Annotated in this window: 24 protein-coding genes; 8 read left to right on the forward strand and 16 right to left on the reverse strand. The window is 71.6% G+C overall.

Going from position 1 to position 22,226, the window contains the following annotated elements; genetic code table 11:
- Nucleotides 1–7: 7 nt before the first annotated feature.
- The 3 genes from EDF64_RS06445 to EDF64_RS06455 all read right to left on the reverse strand — a co-directional run bounded on the left by EDF64_RS06445 (nucleotide 8) and on the right by EDF64_RS06455 (nucleotide 3,493).
- Nucleotides 8–1,333: an ABC transporter substrate-binding protein gene (locus EDF64_RS06445; protein ID WP_133519196.1), complete on the reverse strand. Its 1,326-nt coding sequence runs from the start codon at nucleotides 1,331–1,333 to the stop codon at nucleotides 8–10.
- Between the two features lie 22 nt (nucleotides 1,334–1,355).
- Complete coding sequence (locus tag EDF64_RS06450) at nucleotides 1,356–2,561, reverse strand: Gfo/Idh/MocA family protein (protein WP_133519197.1); 1,206 nt, start codon at nucleotides 2,559–2,561, stop codon at nucleotides 1,356–1,358.
- 143 nt (nucleotides 2,562–2,704) lie between these two features.
- Complete coding sequence (locus EDF64_RS06455; protein ID WP_166645625.1) at nucleotides 2,705–3,493, reverse strand: DeoR/GlpR family DNA-binding transcription regulator; 789 nt, start codon at nucleotides 3,491–3,493, stop codon at nucleotides 2,705–2,707.
- Nucleotides 3,494–3,624: 131 nt separating this feature from the next.
- Between EDF64_RS06455 and EDF64_RS06460 the strand changes: the two genes are divergently transcribed.
- From EDF64_RS06460 to EDF64_RS06480, 5 genes are read left to right on the forward strand one after another with little or no spacing between them, the layout of a single operon-like run.
- Nucleotides 3,625–4,503, forward strand: coding sequence for an SIS domain-containing protein (locus tag EDF64_RS06460; RefSeq protein WP_133519199.1), 879 nt, complete (start codon nucleotides 3,625–3,627; stop codon nucleotides 4,501–4,503).
- Nucleotides 4,503–5,501: an ROK family protein gene (locus EDF64_RS06465; RefSeq protein WP_133519200.1), complete on the forward strand. Its 999-nt coding sequence runs from the start codon at nucleotides 4,503–4,505 to the stop codon at nucleotides 5,499–5,501. The genes EDF64_RS06460 and EDF64_RS06465 overlap by 1 nt, the downstream gene beginning before the upstream one ends.
- Nucleotides 5,498–6,658: an N-acetylglucosamine-6-phosphate deacetylase gene (nagA, locus tag EDF64_RS06470; protein WP_133519201.1), complete on the forward strand. Its 1,161-nt coding sequence runs from the start codon at nucleotides 5,498–5,500 to the stop codon at nucleotides 6,656–6,658. Before EDF64_RS06465 ends, nagA begins: the two co-directional genes overlap by 4 nt.
- The gene (locus EDF64_RS06475) at nucleotides 6,655–7,617 is read left to right on the forward strand and encodes a 1-phosphofructokinase family hexose kinase (protein WP_133519202.1); all 963 of its coding nucleotides are present in this window, start codon (nucleotides 6,655–6,657) and stop codon (nucleotides 7,615–7,617) included. Before nagA ends, EDF64_RS06475 begins: the two co-directional genes overlap by 4 nt.
- Nucleotides 7,614–8,450 carry a class II fructose-bisphosphate aldolase gene (locus EDF64_RS06480; RefSeq protein WP_133519203.1) on the forward strand — a complete coding sequence of 279 codons (837 nt, stop codon included), beginning with the start codon at nucleotides 7,614–7,616 and terminating at the stop codon, nucleotides 8,448–8,450. Before EDF64_RS06475 ends, EDF64_RS06480 begins: the two co-directional genes overlap by 4 nt.
- A gap of 13 nt (nucleotides 8,451–8,463) precedes the next feature.
- On the opposite strand, the gene EDF64_RS06485 is transcribed toward EDF64_RS06480, so the two are convergent.
- On the reverse strand, nucleotides 8,464–9,861 hold the full coding sequence (locus tag EDF64_RS06485; protein WP_133519204.1) for an L-serine ammonia-lyase: 1,398 nt from the start codon (nucleotides 9,859–9,861) through the stop codon (nucleotides 8,464–8,466).
- Nucleotides 9,862–9,915: 54 nt separating this feature from the next.
- Entirely contained in the window at nucleotides 9,916–10,107 is a 192-nt protein-coding gene (locus tag EDF64_RS06490; protein WP_133519205.1) for a PspC domain-containing protein, read from the reverse strand.
- 136 nt (nucleotides 10,108–10,243) lie between these two features.
- On the opposite strand from EDF64_RS06490, the gene EDF64_RS06495 reads away from it, so the two are divergent.
- Nucleotides 10,244–11,062: a shikimate 5-dehydrogenase gene (locus EDF64_RS06495; protein WP_133519206.1), complete on the forward strand. Its 819-nt coding sequence runs from the start codon at nucleotides 10,244–10,246 to the stop codon at nucleotides 11,060–11,062.
- 145 nt (nucleotides 11,063–11,207) lie between these two features.
- On the opposite strand, the gene EDF64_RS06500 is transcribed toward EDF64_RS06495, so the two are convergent.
- The 4 genes from EDF64_RS06500 to EDF64_RS06515 all read right to left on the reverse strand — a co-directional run bounded on the left by EDF64_RS06500 (nucleotide 11,208) and on the right by EDF64_RS06515 (nucleotide 14,622).
- Nucleotides 11,208–11,651: an SRPBCC family protein gene (locus tag EDF64_RS06500; protein ID WP_133519207.1), complete on the reverse strand. Its 444-nt coding sequence runs from the start codon at nucleotides 11,649–11,651 to the stop codon at nucleotides 11,208–11,210.
- A gap of 3 nt (nucleotides 11,652–11,654) precedes the next feature.
- Nucleotides 11,655–13,100, reverse strand: a complete 1,446-nt coding sequence (locus EDF64_RS06505) for a phytoene desaturase family protein (RefSeq protein WP_133519208.1) — start codon at nucleotides 13,098–13,100, stop codon at nucleotides 11,655–11,657.
- 40 nt (nucleotides 13,101–13,140) lie between these two features.
- A complete protein-coding gene (locus tag EDF64_RS06510; RefSeq protein WP_133519209.1) occupies nucleotides 13,141–13,833 on the reverse strand; it encodes a hypothetical protein in 693 nt (230 codons plus the stop codon).
- 114 nt (nucleotides 13,834–13,947) lie between these two features.
- Complete coding sequence (locus EDF64_RS06515) at nucleotides 13,948–14,622, reverse strand: hypothetical protein (protein WP_133519210.1); 675 nt, start codon at nucleotides 14,620–14,622, stop codon at nucleotides 13,948–13,950.
- A gap of 103 nt (nucleotides 14,623–14,725) precedes the next feature.
- Here EDF64_RS06515 and EDF64_RS06520 point away from each other — a divergent pair, with 103 nt between their 5' ends.
- Entirely contained in the window at nucleotides 14,726–15,001 is a 276-nt protein-coding gene (locus tag EDF64_RS06520; RefSeq protein WP_133519211.1) for a hypothetical protein, read from the forward strand.
- Between the two features lie 25 nt (nucleotides 15,002–15,026).
- Here EDF64_RS06520 and EDF64_RS06525 read toward each other — a convergent pair whose 3' ends face one another.
- The 3 genes from EDF64_RS06525 to EDF64_RS06535 form a co-directional block, all read right to left on the reverse strand.
- Complete coding sequence (locus EDF64_RS06525) at nucleotides 15,027–15,554, reverse strand: GNAT family N-acetyltransferase (RefSeq protein ID WP_133519212.1); 528 nt, start codon at nucleotides 15,552–15,554, stop codon at nucleotides 15,027–15,029.
- 91 nt (nucleotides 15,555–15,645) lie between these two features.
- Nucleotides 15,646–16,923, reverse strand: a complete 1,278-nt coding sequence (locus EDF64_RS06530) for an ABC transporter permease (RefSeq protein ID WP_133519213.1) — start codon at nucleotides 16,921–16,923, stop codon at nucleotides 15,646–15,648.
- Nucleotides 16,920–17,690 carry an ABC transporter ATP-binding protein gene (locus EDF64_RS06535; RefSeq protein ID WP_243736271.1) on the reverse strand — a complete coding sequence of 257 codons (771 nt, stop codon included), beginning with the start codon at nucleotides 17,688–17,690 and terminating at the stop codon, nucleotides 16,920–16,922. The genes EDF64_RS06530 and EDF64_RS06535 overlap by 4 nt, the downstream gene beginning before the upstream one ends.
- Nucleotides 17,691–17,771: 81 nt before the next feature.
- Here EDF64_RS06535 and EDF64_RS06540 point away from each other — a divergent pair, with 81 nt between their 5' ends.
- The gene (locus EDF64_RS06540; RefSeq protein ID WP_133519214.1) at nucleotides 17,772–18,401 is read left to right on the forward strand and encodes a TetR/AcrR family transcriptional regulator; all 630 of its coding nucleotides are present in this window, start codon (nucleotides 17,772–17,774) and stop codon (nucleotides 18,399–18,401) included.
- On the opposite strand, the gene EDF64_RS06545 is transcribed toward EDF64_RS06540, so the two are convergent.
- From EDF64_RS06545 to EDF64_RS06560, 4 genes are read right to left on the reverse strand one after another with little or no spacing between them, the layout of a single operon-like run.
- Nucleotides 18,388–19,473, reverse strand: a complete 1,086-nt coding sequence (locus EDF64_RS06545) for a glycine betaine ABC transporter substrate-binding protein (RefSeq protein ID WP_243736272.1) — start codon at nucleotides 19,471–19,473, stop codon at nucleotides 18,388–18,390. The genes EDF64_RS06540 and EDF64_RS06545 overlap by 14 nt on opposite strands.
- The gene (locus EDF64_RS06550; RefSeq protein WP_133519215.1) at nucleotides 19,470–20,231 is read right to left on the reverse strand and encodes an ABC transporter permease; all 762 of its coding nucleotides are present in this window, start codon (nucleotides 20,229–20,231) and stop codon (nucleotides 19,470–19,472) included. Before EDF64_RS06550 ends, EDF64_RS06545 begins: the two co-directional genes overlap by 4 nt.
- Nucleotides 20,228–21,496 (reverse strand): ABC transporter ATP-binding protein, encoded by a 1,269-nt coding sequence (locus tag EDF64_RS06555; RefSeq protein WP_133519216.1) that lies wholly within the window; start codon nucleotides 21,494–21,496, stop codon nucleotides 20,228–20,230. The genes EDF64_RS06550 and EDF64_RS06555 overlap by 4 nt, the downstream gene beginning before the upstream one ends.
- Nucleotides 21,483–22,130, reverse strand: coding sequence for an ABC transporter permease (locus tag EDF64_RS06560; protein ID WP_133519217.1), 648 nt, complete (start codon nucleotides 22,128–22,130; stop codon nucleotides 21,483–21,485). Before EDF64_RS06560 ends, EDF64_RS06555 begins: the two co-directional genes overlap by 14 nt.
- Between the last annotated feature and the right edge of the window lie 96 nt (nucleotides 22,131–22,226).

Genomic DNA, 22,226 nt, shown 5'->3' on the forward strand with positions numbered 1-22,226 from the left:
TTCCGGCTCACTGTTCCTTGGCGAGGGCGGCGTCCATCTTCTGGGCGAGCTGCTTCGCGACGTCGTCGACCGGGGTCGATCCGTCGAAGGCGCTCGGCAGGAGGTTCGTCTCGAGCGTGTTCCACGCGGCCGTGTTCTTCGAGACGGGCAGCGGCTTCGCGTAGTCGACGGCGTCGAGGAAGACCTGCAGGTCCGCGTTCGGCATCGTCTTCGTGAAGGCGGCCTGCGTGCCCTCGTACGCCGGGATGACCGCACCCATGTCGCCCTGCTGCTGCTGGGCCTGCTTGCTCGCGAGGTAGACCTGGAGCGCCTGCGCCGCGGCCTTGTGGTCGCTCTTCGCCGACACCACGTTCGAGACGCCGTGGATGACGGTCGCCTGCTCCTTGCCCTTCGGCAGCGGGTAGACCACGACGTCCTTCTCGAGGTCGGTGCCGGTCAGTGCCGAGCGGAACCAGCTGCCGCCCTGGTACATGGCGACCTTGCCCGAGGTGAACCACTGGTCGGCCGTGGTGTCGGTGAGCTGCTGGATGGACGGCGACGCTCCCGACTTGATGAGGTCGGTCCAGAACTGGATGCCCTGCTCGGCTGCCTTCGAGGCGTACTCGGACTTCGTGCCGTCGGCGTTGATCACGTTGCCGCCGGCCTGCATGATCGTGTCGTAGTAGGTGGTCTGTCCGTCCATGCCACCGGCGGCGCCGTACGCGCCGTCTGCCTTGAGCTTCTCGGACAGCTCCGCGCCGGTCTTCTGGAAGTCGTCCCAGGTCCAGTCCTTCGACGGCATCGCGACGCCGGCCTTCGCGAACAGCGCCTTGTTCATCCAGACGCCGATGGTGTCGAAGTCCTTCGGGACGCCGTACTGGGTCCCGTCGTAGGTGTAGAGGTCGTTGAGCGCGGACGAGTACTTCGCGGGGTCGATCGCGCCGGCCTTGACCTCGCCGGTGATCGGCGCGAGCTTGCCGTTGGCCGCGTAGAGCTGGAAGTTCGGCCCGTTCATCCAGAACAGGTCGGGCAGCGTGTCGCTCGACCCCTGCGTCTGGAGCTTAGTCCAGTAGCTGGCGAACGGCGTCACGTCGACGTTCACCTTGATGTCGGGGTACTCCTCGTTGAACCCGGCGAGGTTCGCCTTGATCGCCTTGACCTGGTTCTCGTCCCAGACGGCGTACGTCAGGGTCGCCTTGGTGTCCTTGGCGGCCTTCTCGTAGTCACCACCGGAGCCGGTGGCCCCGGAGGACGTGCTGCAGCCGGCGAGGAGCGCGGCGGCCCCGATCGCGGCGACGACGCCGAGGAGTGCGCGGCGTCGGCCACGACCCTTCGCGGAGGTGAGTGCGGGCATCAGGTGTCCTTTCGCGAGTCCGTCAGCGGGTGACGGCCGGGGTGGGGGTGGTGAAGTGGGCGATCGTCGACGCCGGGAGCGGCGGGACGTCGAACGGCACGGAACCGTTGCGGAGGGAGCGCGTGGCGAGGGCCCCGGCGGCGACGGCAGCGCGGGCGGCGATCGGCGAGAGGGTCGTCGGCTCCCCCAGTGCGACGTGGCGGAGGAACTCCGTCATGGTCACCAGGTCGGCGTCGGCGTGGCCGGACTCGACACCGTCGATCGGGTACTCGCGGTCGCCGGCGACGTCCCAGCCGCGTCGGTGCGACCAGACCTTCACGACCCCGCCCCCGGTGTCGCCGATGTTCTCGAGCCGTCCCTCGGTGCCGATGACCGTGTAGTTCCGCCAGTAGTCCGGGGTGAAGTGGCACTGCTCGTAGCTGGCCTGGACCCCGTTGTCGAGCGTCATCATCACCATCGACACGTCTTCGACGTCGACGACGGGGTGGAGTCCGGTCTGGGCGAGCGGCGGCCAGTTGTCGAGGGAGAACCAGTCCCCCATGAGCTCGCCGCTGCGGTCACGGCGGTCCGTGACGTCGCCGTACACCGACAGCGATCCCATCCCGACGACCCGCGCCGTGTCCCCGCCACCGAGGGCGTGGATGACGTCGAGGTCGTGGCTCGCCTTCTGCAGCAGCAGGGAGTTCACCTTGGTGCGGTCGGCGTGCCAGTCCTTGAAGTAGTAGTCGCCGCCGTTGCCGACGAAGTGCCGGCACCAGACCGCCTTCACCTGGCCGATCTCGCCGCGCTCCACGATCTCGCGCATGAGCCGGACGACGGCCGCGTGGCGGAAGTTGTGCCCGACGTACAGGGGCGTGCCCGTCTCGGCGGCGGTGTTGAGCACGGCGTCGGCGTCCTCGACCGTGATGGCGAGGGGCTTCTCGAGGTAGACCGCGATGCCAGCGCGGAGCAGGTCGATCGCGATCTCGGCGTGGGTCCAGTCCGGGGTGGTGACGATCGCGGCGTCGACCGCCCCGACGAGTTCACGGTGCGACTCGACGACGATCGCGTCCGGGTACTCGGCGTGCCCGCGTGCCCGTCCGTCGGCGGTGACGTCCGCGACGGCGATGACCCGTGCCTCCAGGTCGGGGCTGGTGGCGACCGCCTCGGCGACGTGCCGGGCGATGGCGGACCGCTGGCCCATCCCGACCACCGCGACGCGGAGGGGGTTGTTCGTGTCGAGGCTCATCTCGCTCCCTTGCGTGATTGTGACGCCCATGATGCCGAATCGATCATGAATGCACAATAGGCGCTCACAGATCGCTCACGGAAGCGAGATGCAAGGGTTTTACACGCCGGTAACGTCCGGCGGGACGGGTGGAGCCGGGCTGCTCAGTCGGCGACGACGAGCTGGACGCCCGCGCTGGCGAGCTCGGCGCTGAACGCCGGCGGGACCGGTTGGTCGGTCACGAGGGCGTCGATCCGGTCGAGGGGGCAGATCCGCGCGAAGGTCGCGCGTTCGATCTTGGTCGAGTCGGCCACCACGATGACGCGACGACCGACGGACGCGAAGTGCCGGCTGACCTCGGCTTCTCCCTCGTGCACCGTCGTCGCGCCGTACTGCCCGCTCAGTCCGTCGACGCCGAGGACCACGACGTCCAGGGCGAACTCGTCGAGGGTGTCGCGGACCAGCGGCCCGACGAGCTCGTACGACTGTCGGCGCGCGACCCCGCCGGTCACGACGATCTTGACGTTCGAGCGGACGGAGAGCTCGTACCCGATGTTGAGGGCGTTCGTGACGATGGTGACCCCGTACTCGCCGTCGGCCCGGGTGAAGCGCTCGCTCTTGCCGAGCTCCCGCGCGACCTCGGTGGTGGTCGTCCCGCCGTTGAGGCCCACCGTGTCGCCCGGGTGCACGAGCCGGGCGGCGGCACGGGCGATCGCCGTCTTCGCCTCGGCCTGCCGCGCGATCTTGTACTGCAGCGGGAGCTCGTACCCGGCGCCGAGCGCGGCGGCTCCCCCGTGCGTGCGCGTCACGAGCCGCTGCTCGGCGAGCGTCGCGAGGTCGCGCCGAGCGGTCGCCGGCGAGATCCCGAGCATCTCCCCGATCTCGGCGATGGACACGTTGCCGCGTTCGCTCACGAGTTCGAGCAGGGCGTTGAGCCGCTGTTGCGGAGTCATGACGGCCATCCTATGGCGTCGCTGTGCGCGGCTGGTGATCGGAAATGACGTTTTGCCCTTCCGTTGCGCACGATCGCTCGCTACGCTTCCTGATCATCGATCACCGAGATCGACCCGGACGGAAGGCACCCATGACCGACACCTTCGTGAGCGCCGAACTGGCCTCGCAACCCGAGACCTGGCGTGCGGCAGCGGCGCTCCTGCCGGACTTCGCGGCCGCACTCCCCCAGCCCGGTGAGCGCGTGGCGGTCGTCGGCTGCGGCACGAGCTGGTTCATCGCGATGAGCTACGCGGTCGCCCGCGAGCAGGCCGGACTCGGCGTGACCGACGCCTTCGCCGGCTCGGAGTACCCGATCGGCCGCGAGTACGACCGCGTGGTCACCATCAGCCGCTCGGGCACCACCACCGAGATCGTCGACCTGCTGCAGGCCCTGCCCGGGCAGCGGACGGTGCTCGTCACCGCCGTCGCCGACAGCCCGGCCGCGGCGGTCGCCGACGACGTCGTCGCGCTGCCCTTCGCCGACGAGCGCTCCGTCGTGCAGACGCGGTTCGCCACCACGACGCTCGCACTGCTGCGGGCGTCGATCGGCGACGACGTCGACGCACTCGCCACGCAGGCCGAGGTGGCCCTCGCGCTGCCGATCGACGACCTGCTCGACGCCGAACAGGTGAGCTTCGTCGGACGGGGTCCGGCCGTGGGCCTGACCTTCGAGGCGGCGCTCAAGACCCGCGAGGCAGCACAGTTCTGGGCCGAGTCGTACCCGGCGATGGACTACCGGCACGGTCCGATCGCGATCGCCCAGCCCGGTCGACTCGTCTGGTCGCTCGGTGCCGCACCGGAGGGGCTCGCCGACGAGGTCGCCGCGACGGGGGCCCGGTTCGTCCAGCACGACCTCGACCCGATCGCCGGGCTCGTCGTCGTGCACCGGTTCGCCGTCGCCCTGGCCGAGGGGCGCGGGCTCGACCCCGACAACCCCCGCTCGCTGACGCGTTCGGTGATCCTCACCTGATGTCCGCCGCAGGCGCGGCGCCCGTGCGTGCCGCGGGCCCGGCCCCGGTGTCGGCCACCGGCGCGGCGCCGCTGCGTGCCGCCGGCGCGGTGCTCGGCGTCGACGTCGGCGGCACGGGCATCAAGGCCCGACGGACCGACGCCGACGGCACCGTCCTCGGCGAGACCCGGGTCCCGACGCCGCGCGACGACCACGACGCGGTGCGCCTCGCCGGCGTCGTGGCGGACCTCGTCGAGACGGCACTCGCGCACGGCCCGCTCGACGCCGTCGGCCTGGTGACACCGGGCGTCGTCGACGAGTCGACCGGACGGGTGGTGCTGGCCGTCAACCTCGGGTGGCGCGACGTGCCGGTCCGCGACGCCGTCCGCGACGAGCTCGCCCGGCGCGGGGTGGACCTGCCCGTCGCGTTCGGACACGACGTCCGGGCAGGCGCCCTGGCCGAGACCGGCGTCGGTGCTGGTTCCGCCCTGCGCCGGGGATCCGTCGCGTTCGTCCCGGTGGGGACCGGGCTCGCCAGTGCACTCGTCGTCGACGGTGCCGTCGTGCCCGGTGACGGCTGGGCGGGGGAGATCGGCCAGGTCCGGATCACGTCCGGTCCGCACGCCGGACTCCGGGTCGAGGAGATCGCGTCGGCCGGGGGAGTCGCACGCCGCTCCGGGTCCCCGACCGCCCACGACGCGATGCTCCGGGTGCAGTCCGGCGACCCGCTCGCGACGCGCGTCTGGGACGAGTGCGTCAGCGTGCTCGCCGACGCACTCGTGTGGACCACGGCGGTCGCCGGCTGCCACACCGTCATCGTCGGCGGCGGACTGGCGGAGTCCGGGGCGCTCCTGTTCGACCCGCTCACGTCCGCCGTCGCCGACCGCACGGCCGGCCTCCGGACGCCGGCGGTCATCCCGGCCCGCCACGGCGACGCGGCGGGTGCGATCGGCGCCGCCCTGCTCGCACGACGGGCCCAACTCGGGCCGGACGCCTCGCAACACCAGGTGATCGTGTGACCGCCCTCGTCCGCGCGCAGCGCATCGTCACCGCCGACGACGACCTGCACGACGGCTGGCTGGTCGTCGACGACGACGGCCTCGTCCGCGCGAGCGGCACCGGCACGCCGCCGTCGACCGAGACCGCGACGACCGTCGAGGCCACGATCGTGCCGGGCCTGGTCGACCTCCACGCCCACGGAGCCCTCGGTCACGACTTCGCCGGATGCGCGGCGGACGATGCCCGCGTCGCCGCCGCACACCACCGCTCGCGGGGCACCACGGCGCTCACCGCCTCCGTCGCCACCGGCCCGGTCGGGGACACCGCCGACGCCCTCGAACGCCTGCGGCCCCTGGTCGCCGACGGCACGCTCGCCGGACTCCACCTCGAGGGTCCGTGGCTCGCACCGGCACGCCGCGGCGCACACCGCGCCGACCTGCTGCACCCGCCGACCCCGGCCGAGGTCGACGCCTACCTGGCCGCCGCGGACGGCGCCCTCCGGATCGTCACCCTCGCGCCGGAGCTCCCCGGGGCCCTCGACACCACCGCTCGGCTCGTGGCCGCGGGCGTCGTCGTGGCGATCGGACACACCGATGCGACCGCCGACCAGGCGCGGCGCGCGGTGGACGCCGGGGCCACGCTCGTCACCCACCTCTTCAACGGGATGCCGCCGCTGCACCACCGTGCGCCCGGCCCCGTGGGCATCGCCCTCACCGACGAGCGGCTCCTGCTGGAGTGCATCGTCGACGGGCACCACCTGGATCCGACGGCGGTCGACGTCGTCCGTGCCGCCGCTCCCGGACGCCTCGTGCTCGTCTCCGACGCCATGTCCGCCACCGGGTGCGCCGACGGGGACCACACGATCGCCGGGTCCGCCGTCTCGGTCCGCGGCGGTGTCGCCCGGCTGGCGGACGGATCGTCCCTCGCCGGCAGCACGATCACGGTCGCCGACGCCGTCCACCGGCTGCTGGCCACCGGGTTCCCCGTCACCGAGGTCGTCGCGGCCGCCGCGACCCGCCCCGCACGGCTGCTGGGTCGGTCGGCGCCGCTCAGCGTGGGTGCCCCGGCCGACTTCGTGGTGCTCGACCGCGACGGTCGCGTGACCGTCCCGACGGCCGCCGTCCGGGCCGTGCTCCCGTCCACGTCCCGATCCGAACCACCGGAGGCATCGTCGTGATCCTCGTCGTGACCCCGAACCCGGCCGTCGACGTCACCTACCGCGTCGCCGAGCAGCGCATCGGCGAGACGCAACGCGTGCTCGAGGTCACCCGCCGCCCCGGCGGCAAGGGCCTCAACGTCGGCCGAGTGCTGGCCGGTGCCGGCCTCGCGACGCACGCCGTCCTGCCCCTCGGCGGAACGGCCGGCCGCTGGGTCGCCGGCGCGCTCGACGAGCTCGGTCTCGAGCACACCGACGTCGCGGTGACGGGGGAGACGCGCACCACCGTCACCGTGGTCGACGACGTCGCACACCCGACGATGTACGGCGAGCCAGGGCCGGTCGTCACCGCCGACGAGTGGGACGCCGTGACGGCCGTGGTCGACCGGCTCCTCAGCGAGTCGGCGTGCGACGCCCTCGTCGTGTCGGGCTCCCTGCCGCGCGGGACCGACCCCGCCGTGGTCGCCGCCTGGGTGGCCGCCGCTCGGCGCCGCGGCGTGCCGAGCGTCGTCGACTGCTCGGGCGCGGCACTCCTCGTCGCCGCCGACGCCGGAGCGACGGTCTGCAAGCCGAACCGGTCGGAGCTGCTCGAGGCGACCGGCGCCGTCGACGAGCGGGTCGGTGCCCTCCGGCTCCTCGACCGCGGCGCCGGTGTCGTGGTGGTCTCGCGCGGGTCCGACGGGATCGCCGCCCACACCCGCGCGGGTGTCGTCGAGGTTCCCGCCGTCGCCGGTGTGACCGGGAACCCGACCGGTGCCGGTGACGCTGCGACGGCCGGACTCGTGGTCGCGATGCTCCGGGCGGCAGCGACCCGATCGGCACCGGACGTCGACGAAGCAGTCCTCCGTTCCGCCGCCGCGTACGGCGCAGCGGCCGTCCTCCGTCCCGTCGCGGGCGAAGTCGACGCCGACGATGTCCAGCGCTTCCTCCAGCTCGACGAACCCGCGTCCCCGGACGCCCGAACCAGGAGCACCGCATGATCACCGACCTCGCCCTCACCGGACTGCTCGACGCCGCCCGCACCGACCACCGCGGCGTCGGGGCGTTCAACGTCGTCCTGCTCGAGCACGCCGAGGCGATCGTCGCCGGCGCCGAGCTCGCCGGACTGCCGGTCATCCTGCAGATCAGCGAGAACTGCGTCCGCTACCACGGTGGTCTCGCGCCGATCACGACCGCGACGCAGGCCATCGCGCGGTCGGCGGACGTCGAGGTCCTGGTGCACCTCGACCACGTCGAGGACCGCTCCCTCGTGCTCGCGGGCATCGACCTCGGCGTCGACTCGATCATGTACGACGGCTCGCACCTCGACTTCGCGGCGAACGTCGCGGCCACGCGCGAGCTGGCCGCGGCCTGTCACGCTGCGGGCATCGCGGTCGAGGCCGAACTCGGCGAGGTCGGGGGCAAGGACGGCGTGCACGCTCCCGGGGTGCGGACCGACCCCGTCGATGCCGCGGCGTTCGTCGCCGACACCGGCGTCGACGCCCTCGCCGTCGCGGTGGGGACCTCGCACGCCATGCAGACACGCGAGGCCGCGGTCGACCGGTCGCTCGTGGAGCAGCTGCGGGCCGCGGTGCCGGTGCCCCTGGTCCTGCACGGCTCGTCGGGGCTCTCCGACGAGGAACTCCGCGGTGCGGTCCGGGCCGGCATGACGAAGATCAACATCTCGACGCACCTCAACGGCCTGTTCACCAGGGCCCTGCGCGAGGTGCTCGACGAGCGACCCGACGTCGTCGACCCGCGGAAGTACGTGGCGGCCGGCCGGGACGCGATCGCGACCGAGACGGCACGTCTGCTCACGCTCCTGCACGGCTGACGCAGAGCGGCCGTCAGCAGAGCGGGACGTTCACCGCCAGGCCGCCCATCGCGGTCTCCTTGTACTTCGTCGACATGTCGGCCCCGGTCTGGCGCATCGTCTCGACGACCTGGTCGAGCGAGACGTGGTGGACGCCGTCGCCCCGCAGCGCCATCCGTGCGGCGTTGATCGCCTTGTTCGCCGCGATCGCGTTCCGCTCGATGCACGGGATCTGCACGAGGCCGCCGATCGGGTCGCAGGTCAGCCCGAGGTTGTGCTCCATGGCGATCTCGGCGGCGTTCTCCACCTGCTCGGGCGTTCCGCCGAGGATCTCGGCGAGCCCGGCGGCCGCCATCGACGCCGCGGACCCGACCTCGCCCTGGCAGCCGACCTCGGCGCCGGAGATCGACGCCCGCTCCTTGTAGATGGAGCCGATCGCGCCGGCGGTGAGCAGGAACCGCACGACGGTGTCGTCGCGGTCGGCGGCGGTCTCGGTGGGTACGTAGGTGAGCGCGTAGTACAGGACGGCGGGGATGATGCCCGCGGCACCGTTCGTCGGTGCGGTGACGACCCGGCCGCCCGTGGCGTTCTCCTCGTTGACGGCCATCGCGATCAGGTTCACCCACTCCATCGCGAAGAGCGGGTCGTGGTCGGGGTCGTCGCGGGTGAGCTGGTCGTGCCAGTTCCCGGCGCGGCGGCGGACGGTCAGCCCACCGGGCAGCGTGCCGGAGCGTTCGACGCTCCGCTCGACGCACGACTCCATGACGTCGTGGATGCGCAGCAGGCCGTCACGGACGGCGTCGGCGCCGCGCGTGGCGGTCTCGTTCGCCAGGGCCACGCCGCTCGGGGGCAGCCCGGACGCCGAGCACGCGGCCAGGAGTTCGGCGCCGCTCGAGAACGGGTACGGCACGGCGTCGTCGACGGGGATCGCGGCCTCGGCCACGTCGCCCGCGCGGTGCTCGGCCACGTCGCCCTCACGGTCGCTCGTGATGAACCCGCCGCCGATCGAGTAGTAGGTCTCCTCGGCCAGGGGCGCCCCGGAGGCGTCGTCGGCACGCAGCCGCATCGCGTTCGGGTGCCGCGGCAGCATCGTGAGGGGGTGGAGGACGATGTCGGCTGACCGGAACGGCACCGTGGCGCCGCCGGCGAGCCGGAGCACCCCGGTCGCCTCGAGTTCGGCGAGCGCGGCGGCCATGGCGTCGGGGTCGACCGTCTCCGGGTCGGAGCCCATCAGCCCCGCGACGACGGCCCCGAGTGTCCCGTGGCCCTGCCCGGTCGACGCCAGGGAGCCGTAGAGGTGGACGGCGATCGTCGCCACCGGGGCGTCGACCAGCTGCGCGGCGAAGGCGGCCCCGGCGCGCATCGGCCCGACGGTGTGGGAACTCGACGGGCCGATCCCGATGCTGAACAGATCGAATACGGAGACCGGCACCACGCCACACTAACCCGTCCGGACGGGCGAGCGGTCAGCGACCGCGGTGCGGGATCAGCGTCGCGATCCCTGGTTCGGCATGAGGATCCAGAGGACGACGTAGGCGATCCAGAGCGGGCCGGGGAAGAAGCTCAGGATGACCCAGGCGATGCGGACGAAGGTGCGGGACCAACCGAAGCGATCGGCGATGCCGGCACAGACCCCGGCGAGGAGTCGACCGGAACGGGGGCGGGTGAGTGTGCTCATGACGTCGACGCTACGGACCCGGCGGGCAGGATCACATCCGGGGGACACCCCGGACCAGGGTGGGGAGAACCCCACCCCCGTCCACAGAAGTGTTTGGTGGACCGCTCCATCGGCACGGTGGTGGGAGACTGGTGCCATGCCCATCCTCAACAAGGACATGCAGGTCTGCATCTCACTCGCCGCTCGCCCGAGCAACATCGGGACCCGGTTCCACAACTTCCTCTACGACGAGCTCGGCCTGAACTTCGCCTACAAGGCGTTCACGACGACCGACCTGCCGGGCGCGGTGACCGGCATCCGTGCCCTCGGCATCCGCGGCTGCTCGGTGTCGATGCCCTTCAAGGAGGCGATCATCCCGCTCGTCGACGTGGTCGAGGAGTCAGCGGCGGCGATCGAGTCGATCAACACCGTGGTGAACGACGACGGCGTCCTGACGGCGTCGAACACCGACTACGAAGCCGTCGCGTCGCTGCTCGCCTCGCACGCGGTCGACCCGTCGGCGAGCGTCCTGCTCCGCGGGTCCGGCGGGATGGCCAAGGCCGTCACGGCGGCGTTCCGGGGCGCGGGCTTCGAGCGGCTGACCGTCGTCGCCCGCAACGACCAGACCGGCCCGGCACTCGCGAACCAGTACGGCTACGAGTGGGTGGCCGACGAGCGCGACGCCTCCGCGGCCGACGTCGTCGTGAACGTGACGCCGCTCGGCATGCGGGGCGACCAGCAGGACACGCTCGCCTTCGAGCAGGAGCGCATCGAGTCCGCGGACACCGTGTTCGACGTCGTCGCGTTCCCGTCCGAGACACCACTGGTCCGCGCCGGACGGGCAGCGGGCAAGCGGGTCATCACCGGTGCCGAGGTCATCGCGCTGCAGGCAGCGCGCCAGTTCGAGCGCTACACGGGCGTCGCCCTGACCGACGACCAGGTCCGACGGGCGAGCGAGTTCAGCCGGGCGGAGTGACCGGTTCGCGGACGTGACGGGATGACGCGGTCGCCGACGTGGCCGGGGTGCCGGGGACCTGACCGCGGTGCCGGGGCCACGGACGTGACCGGGTGTCGGACTGGAGGCGCGGTGCGGGCCCGCCCCGCGCCTCCAGTCCGTCTCGTCACCCGTTCTCGGCGCGACCCGCCGCGACCCAGCCGAGTCGCCGGAGCGTCTCGCGGTTCCTGATCCAGATCAGCGGCTGGATGACCACGTTCGGCACGTACGTGGCGGGGCCCTTCACCGGGTTCTCAATGATCGTGACCTTGCAGCCGCGCGCATGCGGCTCGACCGTCAGCGTGACGCGGGCCTCACCGATCGGCCAGCCCTTCGGCTGGATCACCATGCGGTGCGGCGGATCCCACACCAGCGAGGTGGTGACGTCGTTGATCACGAACGGCCACGACCCGAACGAGTGGTGCAGGTGGGTGCCGACCTGCGGCCAGCCGGCCTCTTCCCTCCGCATGCGGGAGGCCCCGACGACCCAGGTCGTGTAGAGCCAGCCGTCGCCGAGCACGTCGAAGACGGCCTCGGGCGTGGTGTGCAGGATGCGGACGTTCTTCGCCATGGGTCATTCCTCCGGTGCGAGTTCGACGTCTTCGGACAGCCCGAACGTGTGACGGAGTGCACTCCGCGCGGCGTGCCACCCGGCCATCCCGTGCACGCCCGGGCCGGGGGCAGACGACTCGGAGCACAGGTACATGCCACCGCCCATCCGCCACGGATCGGACGACAGCAGGGGTCGCTTCACGAGCTGCCAGAAACTCGCGGCACCCGCGGCGATGTCCCCGCCGACGTAGTTCGGGTTGTACTCGGCCATCTGCACGGCGGTCCGGCTGCTGGACTGCAGGACCGTGTCGCGGAACCCCGGCGCGAAGCGCTCGATCTGCCGCGTGATGACCTCGGTCTGGTCGACGTCCGACCCCGCGGGGACATGCGCGTACGCCCAGAAGACGTGCTTGCCCGCCGGCGCGCGGCTCGGGTCGACCACGGTGGGCTCGGAACCGAGCACGTACGGCCGCTCGGCGTGCTGCCCACGGGCGACCGCCCCCTCGGCGGCGGCGATCTCCGCGCGGGTCCCGCCGATGTGCACGGTGCCGGCCTTCCGGAGCGCCTCGTTCGTCCACGGCACCGGGTCCGACAGGGCGAAGTCGACCTTCGACGCCGCGTTGCCGAACCGGAAGCGGCGGAGGGCGCCACGTCGGGGCGTGGGGATCTGCTTGCCGGCGATCCGGAGCATCCCCGGGACGCTCGTGTCGAACAGCACGGCCTTCGCCGGGGTGAGGTCGGCCAGGGAGCGGACCTCGTGCCCGGTCTCGATCCGGCCGCCGTGCGCGACGAGGTCCGCGGCGAGCGCGTCGACGATCGCCTGGCTCCCGCCGATCGGCACCGGCCAGCCCCGCGCGTGGGCGTAGGCGCCGAGCGAGAGGGCTGCGGCCGCGGTCGCCAGCGAGGGCAGGTGCTGGATCGAGTGCGCGGCGACACCGGACACCATCGCCGGTGCGACCTCGTCGCGGAAGCGCAGGTTCCAGGCGCTCGTGCCCTGCTCGAGCGCCCGCAGGCCGAAGCGCACGACGCTCACCGGGTGCCGCGGCACGGTGAGGAGCGCGTCGGTGGCGAAGTCGGCGACCTGGTCGGCATTGCCCGACAGGGGCCGCATGAGCTGACGGAAGGCGCGCCCGTCGACACCGAGCTCGTCGGCGGTGCGGTCGAGGTCCTGGTACGCGATGCCGGCACGTCCACCGTCGAGCGGGTGGCCGTACTGCACCTCGGGGAGTCGGAGGTCGATCCGGTCCTCCAGGCGGAACAGCCGGAAGAACTCGGACTGCAACGCCATCGGGTGCACGGCGGAGCAGACGTCGTGCAGGAAGCCGGGCAGGGTCAGCGGGGACGTCCGTGCACCGCCGCCGATCGTGTCGTTCCGCTCGACGACCTCGACGGACAGTCCAGCGCGCGCGAGGGTCACCGCGGCCGCCAGCCCGTTCGGTCCGGCTCCGACGACCACCGCATCCACCATGCCACCGAGCCTAGGGTTCCCCGACTGCGCGTGGTCTCGGTCAGATGACGGATGCACCGGTCGCGACTGCCTCCTGCTTCCTGTCGAGCACGACGTCGATCCGGTGCGCCCCCTCGATCAGCGCCGCGGCGTCCGGTGCGACGAACCCGGCGATCGCGATGATGTCGTCACGGATCTGCGCGAGCGGCGCGGTGTGGATCGGTTCGTGGTGCGCGAGCCGGTTGCGGAACCGCCGGACGTCGTCCAACCGCCGGTGGAGTTGCTTGCGGCGGACCCCGCCGAGGCCGGGGAAGGCGTGGACGATCCGTGGCTGCCACAGGGTGGTCTCGTAGCTCCACAGCGGATCTCGGGGTCGCCCAGCGTCAGTCAGTCCGACCCAGAGTCCGAAGCTCGTGGCCGCGACGACCTGGTCCGGCGCCGGATCGGCCTCACCTCGGCGCTGCAGCGTCCGGATCGTGTCGTCGAGTGCGCGGCGCTCACGGTCGAGGAGTCGGACGCCCGGGTCGTTCCACCAGTCATCCCGGCGTTCGCGGCGGAGGGCATCGTGGACGGCGTTGCGAACGAAGACCTCGAGGCAGCCGACCGGGCCCCAGAACGCCGTCGTCAGCTCGATGTTCCACGCGTACAGCCGTGCGGCCAGGTCCGATCGGCCTCCGTAACGACGCCGGTAGCGGTCGAAACGGGGCGCACTGACGAGCGTCGGGAGCGCGAGCAGGGTGGCCGGATCGATCACGAGCACCCCCTGGGAAAACAATTGCCCCAGGAGTCCGGCGGTGCCGAATGGTCCTGGGGCGTTACCCGACCAGGGTATCGAAACGAGGGTGAAGTATCAAGTACCACGGCCGGATCAGGCCCGCGCCGCGTCCGGGTCCGCCGGGTCCGTCCCGTCGTCGCCCGCGTCCGCGGCGTCCGGCTCGTCGGCGTCCGCCGGGGTCTCCGACCCGACGGGGTGCTCGGCGAGCAGGGCGGCGAAGTCCTCGTCGAGCATCCGCTGCAGCCGGTCGTCCCGCCCGACCTCGTAGTCGTCGGCGGGTCGCTGCGCCCAACCGAGGCGGCCGACGACGGTGGTGCCGATGTCGTCCCACGCCCGAGCCCGGGCCGCGAGGACGATGCCGTCGACGAACCCCTGGTCCGAACGGCGCTTGTCGAGCATCTCGGCGAGCTTCTCGTACGTCGCCTCACGCGTGCGGAGCTTGAGGTCGTCGCCGCGCCGGTAGTCGTGCTGGTGCCGCGAACGGCCCTTCTGCTTGCTCGACTTCGACCGGATCTCGCGCATCCGCTCGGCGTCGCCGCGCTCCTCGTCCGCCATCCGGTGCAGCTCTTCGCGTGCGGCCTCGGCGATGACCGCGTGGTCGAAGTACCCCTGGTCGCGCAGGGCGTTCGTGATGATCCGGTTCGCCACGGCGATGGTGACGGCGGCCTTCGCGATGAGGAAGCCCTCGTCGACGGCGCGCTTCAACTCGACCTGGCTGATGGGCCGGTCGCGCACGTCGTGCTTGTTGCGTCGTCCGAACAGGGCCATGGCATCGACGATACCGGCGTCCGGTGACGGTCCGTCCGCAGGTGGACCCGGATCAGGCCCTGGAGGGACGACTCACCTCCCCGGGGTCCGTAGCGTCGGGTGCATGGCCACGTACTCAGAATCGCCCCGCACCGGACTCGGCACGGCGAGTCTCGTCCTCGGGATCTGCTCGCTGCTCGCCGGTTGGACGTTCGTCGCGCCCGTCGTGGGGCTCTGCCTCGGGATCGCGTCGCGGGGCCGGGAGCCGTTCGCCCGGGGACGTGCGGGCTGGGGGATCTTCCTCAACCTCATCGCGCTCGCGGTGTGGGTGCTGCTCATCGTGCTGCTGGTCGTCGGCGGGGCGTTCGCGGTGTGGCAGGGCGCGACGCAGGGCTCCTGACGTCGGGGCCGGACGTGCGTCGCGCTCAGAACACGAGCCCGTACACGGCAACGTCGACCCGCTCGGACCCCAGGGGCAGCGCGCTCCGCAGCGTTCCCTCCTCGGTGAAGCCGAGCCGCTCGGCCAGGCGGCGACTCCGCTGGTTGTCCACCGCCGTCCGGATCTCGACCCGCGCGGAACCGCGTGCCCGGGCGACCCCGACGAGGACGGTGGCGGCGCGGCGGACGGCACCCCGTCCCTCCAGGCCCGCATCCACCCAGTAGCCGAGCGATGCCTGCCCGAGGTAGGGGTCGAAGGCAAGCGAGGCGGCCCCGACGATGCGGTCGTCCAACCGGATGACGCAGGGGAGTGCGCGGTCCATCGCGTACTGGCCGAGCAGGTGCTCGGTGTGCAGGACGGCGGTCTCGAGGGTCTGCGGCCGCCAGGCCCACGGTTCGGCGGCGCGGAGGCGGTCGAGGTTCGCGAGCACGAGTTCGTGCAGCTGTCCGACGGTCGACAGGTCCCGCAGCGTCAGCGTGTACCCGTCCCCGAGGTCCCGCCCGAATGCCGCCACGCTCCGACCCTAGGCACACGCGGACGCCCCCGTCCGGAGTGGACGGGGGCGTTCGCGTGATCGGGATCAGCGGCCCGGCGGGAGCGCGGCGCTACTCGTAGCGGAGTGCCTCGATCGGGTTCTGCCGGGCGGCCCGTCGTGCCGGGAGCGTGCCGGCGAGGAACGCGATGAACATCACGACGAGGATGATCGTGATCACCGACGACGGGGCGAACTGCATGATCTGCAGGCCCGGCAGGTCCTTGAGGACGCTGCCCGCGAGGACGTTCGAGATCCCGGTGCCGAGCAGGATCGCCACCCCGGCCCCGATCGCGCTGCCGAGGAACCCGATGAACACGGCCTCGAGCGAGAACAGCGTGTAGACCTTGCCGCCGCCCATGCCCATCGCCTTCATCAGGCCGATCTCGCGGGTGCGCTCCTGCACGCTCATCAGCAGGGTGTTGATGATGCCGAACCCGGCGGCGACGAGCGCGATGACGGCGAAGGCGTTGAGGACACCGACGATGCCGCTGATCACGGTCTGGAACTGCCCGAGCTGGTCCTGGATGGTCTGCCCCGTGTAGCCGTCCTTCGACAGGGCGCTCTTCACGTCGGACGCGTCCGCGCCGGAGTCGAGCGTCGCGGTGGCGCTGGCGTACGAGGTCGCGATCGACGCGGGCTTGCCGGTCTCCTGCGCCGCCCGCATCGCGTCGGTGAGCGCGGCGTTCGCCCCGGCACCGCCGCCGAACAGCGACTCGTTCTGCACGCCGACGACGGTCGCCGTCAGGGTGTGCTCCTTGCCCTGGTAGTCGTCGACGGCCAGGGTGAGCTCCTGCCCCACCGCGGCCTTCGCGCTGCCGAGCCCGAGGTTCTTCAGGTAGTTCGTCGGCAGGAGCACCTGGTTGCCGGCGGACGACGAGTCGTCGAGCTGCTTGCCGGCGGCGAGGTCCGCGTCGAGCTCACCGGCGTTCGCGGCGAAGTCGACGACGTACTTGCCGTCGCTGCCGTGCTCGACCCACTTGGTGCTGAGCGCCACGGCCGGACGGACGTCCTCGATCCCGGAGACGCCCTTGATCGTGTCGACGTCGGACTGCGACAGGTACGCGAACGACGCCGGACCGCGGTTGACGCTCTGGCTCGACTCGTCCGGGTCGTACTTCGCGGGTCCGCTGTCGGTGGAGGCCTCGACGGTCTTCGTGATCGTCAGGGAGCCGGTGTCGCCGATGGACGCGACTTGGGTGTCGATGTAGTTGCTGACGCCCGTGCCGATCGCCGAGGTCAGCGTGATCGTGAACGCGCCGATGAAGATGGCGATGACGGTGAGCGTGGTGCGGAGCTTGGACCGGAAGGTGTTCGACACCGCGGTCTTCAGGAGGTCGAGGAAGTTCATGCGGAGTGCCTTCCGTGGGTGCCGGACGGCGCCGGGCCGGATGCTGCTGCTGGGCCGGACGGCGCCTCGCCGGCCGCTGCCGGGCCGGACGACTCGACGATGAGCCCGTCGCGCACGTTCACGCGTCGGTCGCACCGCTCGGCGAGCTCTTCGTCGTGGGTGACGACGACGAGGGTGATGCCGCGCTCCCGCTGCAGCCCGAACAGCATGTCCTCGACCACCTGACCGGTGTTCGTGTCGAGGTTGCCGGTCGGCTCGTCGGCGAAGATGACGCTCGGCTCGCCCACGAGCGCGCGGGCGATGACCACGCGCTGCTTCTGGCCGCCGGACAGGTCGTTCGCGTCGTTCTTCGCCTTGTCGGCCAGGCCGAGGGCGTCGAGCGCCGCCATGCCCCGGCGCTTCCGCTCGGCCCCGGTGACGCCCGCGATCTTCAGCGGCAGCACGACGTTGTCGAGCACCGAGGTCTTCGGCGTGAGGAAGAACTGCTGGAACACGAAGCCGAAGGTGCTGTTCCGCGTGCGGTTCACCTGCCGGGCGCTGAGGGTCGCGGCATCGGTCCCGTCGAGCAGGATCTGCCCGGCCGAGGGCTTGTCGAGCAGCGCGAGCAGGTGCATGAGGGTCGACTTGCCGGAGCCGGACTTGCCGACGATGGCGAGGCTCTCGCCCTGGTGCACCTGCAGGGACACCCCCTTGAGGGCGTCGAACCGCGTGGAGCCGCGGCCGTAGGTCCTGGCGAGGCCTCGGGCCTCGAGCACGGGAGTGGTCATGCGCCCACCGTACTGTCCGGTGCACGACTGCAAGTTTGCATCTGCTGTAAGCGCTGTGATGTTCGGGTTACAGTCAGCCTCATGCCCGACACCGTGCCCGCCTCCGAGCTGGGCCTCCGCGACCGCAAGCGCATCGAGACCCGCCAGCGCATCGCCGAGTCCGCACGTTCCCTCGCACTCGAGCAGGACATCGACCACACCACGATCGAGCAGATCGCCGCGCGGGCCGACGTCTCGCCGCGGACGTTCTTCAACTACTTCGAGAGCAAGGAGGACGCGGTCCTCGGGCACACCGAGCTCGACCTCCGACCGGAGACGCTCGACGCCCACCTCGAGGCGGTCGCGGGGGAGCCGGCGGCGCAGGCGGTCGTGGACCTGGCGTTCCTGGTGTTCGGCGCGTCCTTCGGCGACGAGCACGAGCGGCTCGCCCGGAAGGAGGTGATCGTGCGCTTCCCGCAGCTGATGCGGCGGCAGGTCTCCCGGATGACGACCGTGGCCGAGGCCATGACCGGTGCCGTCCGCACGATCCTCGAGCGGGACCCGGCGTGGGGGCCGGAGGCGGCGACCCCGCAGGCGGCCGAGATGCTGCTGGGGATGTGCATGACCGGCCTGCGGAGTTCGGCGCGGCACGAGGGCTCCGACCCCGAGACGGTGCGGGAGCGGGTGGTCGCGACGATCCGCGACACCGCCGACCGCATCAGCCGCGGGTGATGAAGCCCTCCTTGACCATCCAGTCGAACGCCACGTCGGCCGGCTCGCGCCCCTCGACGTCGACCTGCCGGTTCAGCTCCTGAAGCACGGCGTCGGTGAGCTTCGGCGAGATCTGGTCGTAGATCCCTCGCAGCTGCGGGTACTCCTTCAGGGTCGCCGAGTCGAGCACGGGCGCGACGTTGTAGGCGGGGAAGAAGCCCTTGTCGTCCTCGAGCACGGTCAGCCCGAGCGACTTGATGCGGCCGTCGGTGGTGAACACCTCGCCGAAGTTGCACTTGCCCCGGTCCGTCGCGGTGTACACGGTGCCGGTGTCGAGGATGCTGACGTTGCTCGTCGGGATCCCGTTGTCGCCGGAGCCGCCGAGTTCCAGCCCGTACTTCTCGAGCATCGGCTTGAACCCGTCGGCGCGGGAGTTGAACTCCGACTCGACGCAGAACGTCCGCTCGCTGACGGGCAGCTTGGTGATGTCGGACAGGGTCTTGACGTCCCCGAGCTCGGACACGGCCTCGTTGCGGACGGCGAACGCGTACGTGTTGTTCATCGGGGCGGGCTGCAGCCAGGTGAGGCCGTTGCCGGCGTCCTCCTTCTTGACCGCTTCCCACTGCTCGGTCTTGTCCGGGATGCCCTCGGCGTGCCCCATGAAGGTCAGCCACGCGGTCCCCGTGTACTCGTACGTGAAGTCCGCACCGTGCGAGGTCATGAGCTCACGGACGGCGACACTGCCCGGCACGTTCGTCTCGTCGGTGACGTCGAACCCGGCGGCCTTCGCGGCGAGCACCGCGATCTTGCCGAGGACGAGCTGCTCGGTGAAGTTCTTCGACGTGACGGTGATGTGGGCGCCGTCCGGCAGGTCGTCGATGTGCTCGATCGAACCGGGGCCGGCGGCCGGCACGAACGAGGTCGCGGGCTGCAGCCCGCAGCCGGTCAGCACGAGGGCGCTCGCCCCCGCCACGGCTGCTGCGGTCGCCAGGCGGCGGCGGACGGACGGACGGGAGGCGCGGCTCACGTCGCGCGGGTCGTCGCGCGTCACGCGCGGGTCGTCACGTGTCACGCGCGGGTCGTCGTGCGTCATCGGAGTCCCTTCGGTCGTGCGACCGTCTCGACCACGCGGCCGAGCCAGTCGATGGACAGGGCGAGCAGGGCCACCAGGAGTGCCCCGGAGACCAGGACCTTCGGCAGGAAGAGGTTCACGCCCGTCGTGATGAGGAGGCCGAGCCCGCCGGCGCCCACGAACGTCGCCAGGCTGGCGGTGCCGACGAGCAGGACGAGGGCGGTCCGGATGCCCGAGAGCATCACCGGGACGGCCAGCGGCAGCTCGACCCGCATGAGCACGCTGAACGCGCTCATGCCCATGCCCCGGCCGGCCTCGACGAGCCGTGCGTCGACGCTCTGCACGCCGATCATGGTGTTCCGGAGCACCGGCAGGATCGCGTAGAGCACGAGCGCGACGACCGCTGACCACGAGTTGAGGCCGAGCCACGCGGCGAGGAGCACGATGAGCCCGACCGCCGGGGCCGCCTGCCCGAAGTTGGCGACGGCGAGGACGTACACGCTCGCCCGGCGGAGCGGACCGCGGGTCAGCAGCACCCCGAGCGGGATGCCGATGACGAGCACGAGCACGGTCGACTCGAGCGTGAGCACGAGGTGCTGCCCGGTGAGCGCGAGGATGTCCGCCGGGTTGAGCGTGGTCCGCTCGGTCGGGGTGAGGTCGGCCGTCGCGAGCCAGACCACGAACCCGGCGAGCACCACGACGATGGCGATCGGCTGGAACAGCAGCCCCTTCCACGAGGTGCTGGCACCGGTGGCGGGTCCGGCGGCGACTGCGCTCACAGTTCCTCCCCGGTGGGCATGGACGCGGGCGAGGACGGCATCGTCTCGATCGGGCTCGTGTTCGTCCCGACCGGCGTGTACGCCTGGTCGTCCGCCGCGGCCGCACGGGACCGGGTGATGGCCTCCATCACCGTCTCGACGGTGATGACCCCGCGGAACGCGTCGCGACGACCCGTGACGAGTGCCGCACCGGCGCTCGAGACGAGCATGGTGTCGAGCGCGTCGTTGAGCGTCGCAGCCTCGCCGACCACGGGCAGGTCGGGGTCGGTGCCGTCCGGGATGCGGTCGAGGCGCTCGATCTGCCGGCGCGACGGCCAGCCGATCGGCCGCTGCCGGTGGTCCACGACGACGGCGTGCTGGTGGCCGCCGGCCTCGTTCATGCGCTGCAGGACGGCCTTCGCCTCCTCGCCGGGGGAGCAGGTCACGGCGGAGACGACCTCGACGTCGCGGACCCGGTTCAGGGTGAGCTGCTTGAGGCCGGCGCCGGAGCCGATGAAGTTCTCGACGAACTCGTTGGCCGGCTCGGCCAGGATCCGCTCCGGGGTGTCGTACTGCACGATGTGCGCACCCTCGGTGAAGATGACGATCCAGTCGCCGAGCTTCACGGCCTCGTCGAAGTCGTGCGTGACGATGACGATGGTCTTGTGCAGTTCCTCCTGGATCCGGAGGAGTTCGTCCTGCAGGCGCTGCCGGGTGATCGGGTCGACGGCACCGAACGGCTCGTCCATGAGCAGCACGGGCGGGTCGGCGGCGAGCGCCCGGGCCACGCCGACGCGCTGCTGCTGCCCGCCGGAGAGCTCGCGGGGGAACCGGTCGCGGTACGTGTCGGGGTCGAGGGACACCAGGTCGAGCAGTTCGTCGACGCGCGCCGCGATCCGCTCCTTCGACCAGCCGAGCATCTTCGGCACGATCGCGATGTTCGCCGCGACGGTCATGTGCGGGAACAGCCCGCCGGCCTGGATGACGTAGCCCATCCGGCGGCGCAGCTCGTCGCCGTCGATCTTCGTGACGTCGTCGTCGCCGACGACGATGCGGCCCTCGGTCGGTTCGATCAGGCGGTTGATCATCTTGAGGGTCGTCGTCTTGCCGCAACCGGACGGGCCGACGAGCATGACGACCTTGCCGGCCGGGATCTCGAGCGTGATGCCGTCGACCGCGGGCTTCGTCTGGCCGGGGTACCGCTTGGTGACCTCGTCGAGCAGGATGCTGCGACCGGTGACGTCCCCGTCGGGGGCGGTGGTGGTGGCGGAGTCAGTGCTGGACACGGATACCTCTCGAGATGGTCAGGCGGCCGAGGCCGATGAGGAGCAGGTCGAGGACGAGGGCGAGCAGGACGACGCCGACCACCCCGACCACGACGGAGGAGAGGGCATTGGCGCCGCCGAGGCGCGACAGCCCGGAGAAGATGAAGCCGCCGAGCCCGGGGCCGAGGGCGTACGCGGCGATGGCGGCGATGCCCATCACCATCTGGGCCGACACCCGGACGCCGCTGAGGATGATCGGCCACGCCATCGGCAGCTCGATCTGCAGCAGGGTCCGGAACCGGCTCATGCCGATGCCGCGGGCCGACTCGACCACCGTCGGCGGGATCTCGGCGAGGCCGACGACCGCGTTCCGGAGGATCGGCAGGGTGGCGAAGAAGACGACCGTCACGACGGACGGCAGCACGCCGAAGCCGAGCGGGACGATGAGCAGACCGATCACCGCGAACGACGGCAGTGTCAGGCCGATGGCGGACACCCCGTTCGCCACGGAGGTCAGCCGTGGACTGCGGTAGACGAGTGTGGCGAGCACCACGGCGATGACCGTCGCGAGCACCGTGCACTGGACCACCAGTGAGAAGTGCTGCCACGACGCGAACCAGATCTGGTCCCACCGCTCCCCGATGTACTGGAACACGCGGAAGCGCTCCTCTCCGGTCGGCCGAAGTGCCCACGATCCGGGGCACACGTGCCTTCGAACCTACGCAGGTCCCGCCGGTCCGCTGCGACATCG

This window comes from Curtobacterium flaccumfaciens (genome assembly GCF_004361695.1).
Taxonomy (GTDB): Bacteria; Actinomycetota; Actinomycetes; order Actinomycetales; family Microbacteriaceae; genus Curtobacterium; species Curtobacterium flaccumfaciens_B.

Excerpts from the sequence above, each read along its gene's own strand:
- EDF64_RS06445 (WP_133519196.1), bottom strand. The coding sequence starts at position 1,333 with ATGCCCGCACTCACCTCCGCGAAGGGTCGTGGCCGACGCCGCGCACTC.
- EDF64_RS06450 (WP_133519197.1), bottom strand. The coding sequence starts at position 2,561 with ATGAGCCTCGACACGAACAACCCCCTCCGCGTCGCGGTGGTCGGGATG.
- EDF64_RS06455 (WP_166645625.1), bottom strand. The coding sequence starts at position 3,493 with ATGACTCCGCAACAGCGGCTCAACGCCCTGCTCGAACTCGTGAGCGAA.
- EDF64_RS06460 (WP_133519199.1), top strand. The coding sequence starts at position 3,625 with ATGACCGACACCTTCGTGAGCGCCGAACTGGCCTCGCAACCCGAGACC.
- EDF64_RS06465 (WP_133519200.1), top strand. The coding sequence starts at position 4,503 with ATGTCCGCCGCAGGCGCGGCGCCCGTGCGTGCCGCGGGCCCGGCCCCG.
- EDF64_RS06480 (WP_133519203.1), top strand. The coding sequence starts at position 7,614 with ATGATCACCGACCTCGCCCTCACCGGACTGCTCGACGCCGCCCGCACC.
- EDF64_RS06490 (WP_133519205.1), bottom strand. The coding sequence starts at position 10,107 with ATGAGCACACTCACCCGCCCCCGTTCCGGTCGACTCCTCGCCGGGGTC.
- EDF64_RS06495 (WP_133519206.1), top strand. The coding sequence starts at position 10,244 with ATGCCCATCCTCAACAAGGACATGCAGGTCTGCATCTCACTCGCCGCT.
- EDF64_RS06500 (WP_133519207.1), bottom strand. The coding sequence starts at position 11,651 with ATGGCGAAGAACGTCCGCATCCTGCACACCACGCCCGAGGCCGTCTTC.
- EDF64_RS06505 (WP_133519208.1), bottom strand. The coding sequence starts at position 13,100 with ATGGTGGATGCGGTGGTCGTCGGAGCCGGACCGAACGGGCTGGCGGCC.
- EDF64_RS06515 (WP_133519210.1), bottom strand. The coding sequence starts at position 14,622 with ATGGCCCTGTTCGGACGACGCAACAAGCACGACGTGCGCGACCGGCCC.
- EDF64_RS06520 (WP_133519211.1), top strand. The coding sequence starts at position 14,726 with ATGGCCACGTACTCAGAATCGCCCCGCACCGGACTCGGCACGGCGAGT.
- EDF64_RS06530 (WP_133519213.1), bottom strand. The coding sequence starts at position 16,923 with ATGAACTTCCTCGACCTCCTGAAGACCGCGGTGTCGAACACCTTCCGG.
- EDF64_RS06535 (WP_243736271.1), bottom strand. The coding sequence starts at position 17,690 with ATGACCACTCCCGTGCTCGAGGCCCGAGGCCTCGCCAGGACCTACGGC.
- EDF64_RS06540 (WP_133519214.1), top strand. The coding sequence starts at position 17,772 with ATGCCCGACACCGTGCCCGCCTCCGAGCTGGGCCTCCGCGACCGCAAG.
- EDF64_RS06545 (WP_243736272.1), bottom strand. The coding sequence starts at position 19,473 with ATGACGCACGACGACCCGCGCGTGACACGTGACGACCCGCGCGTGACG.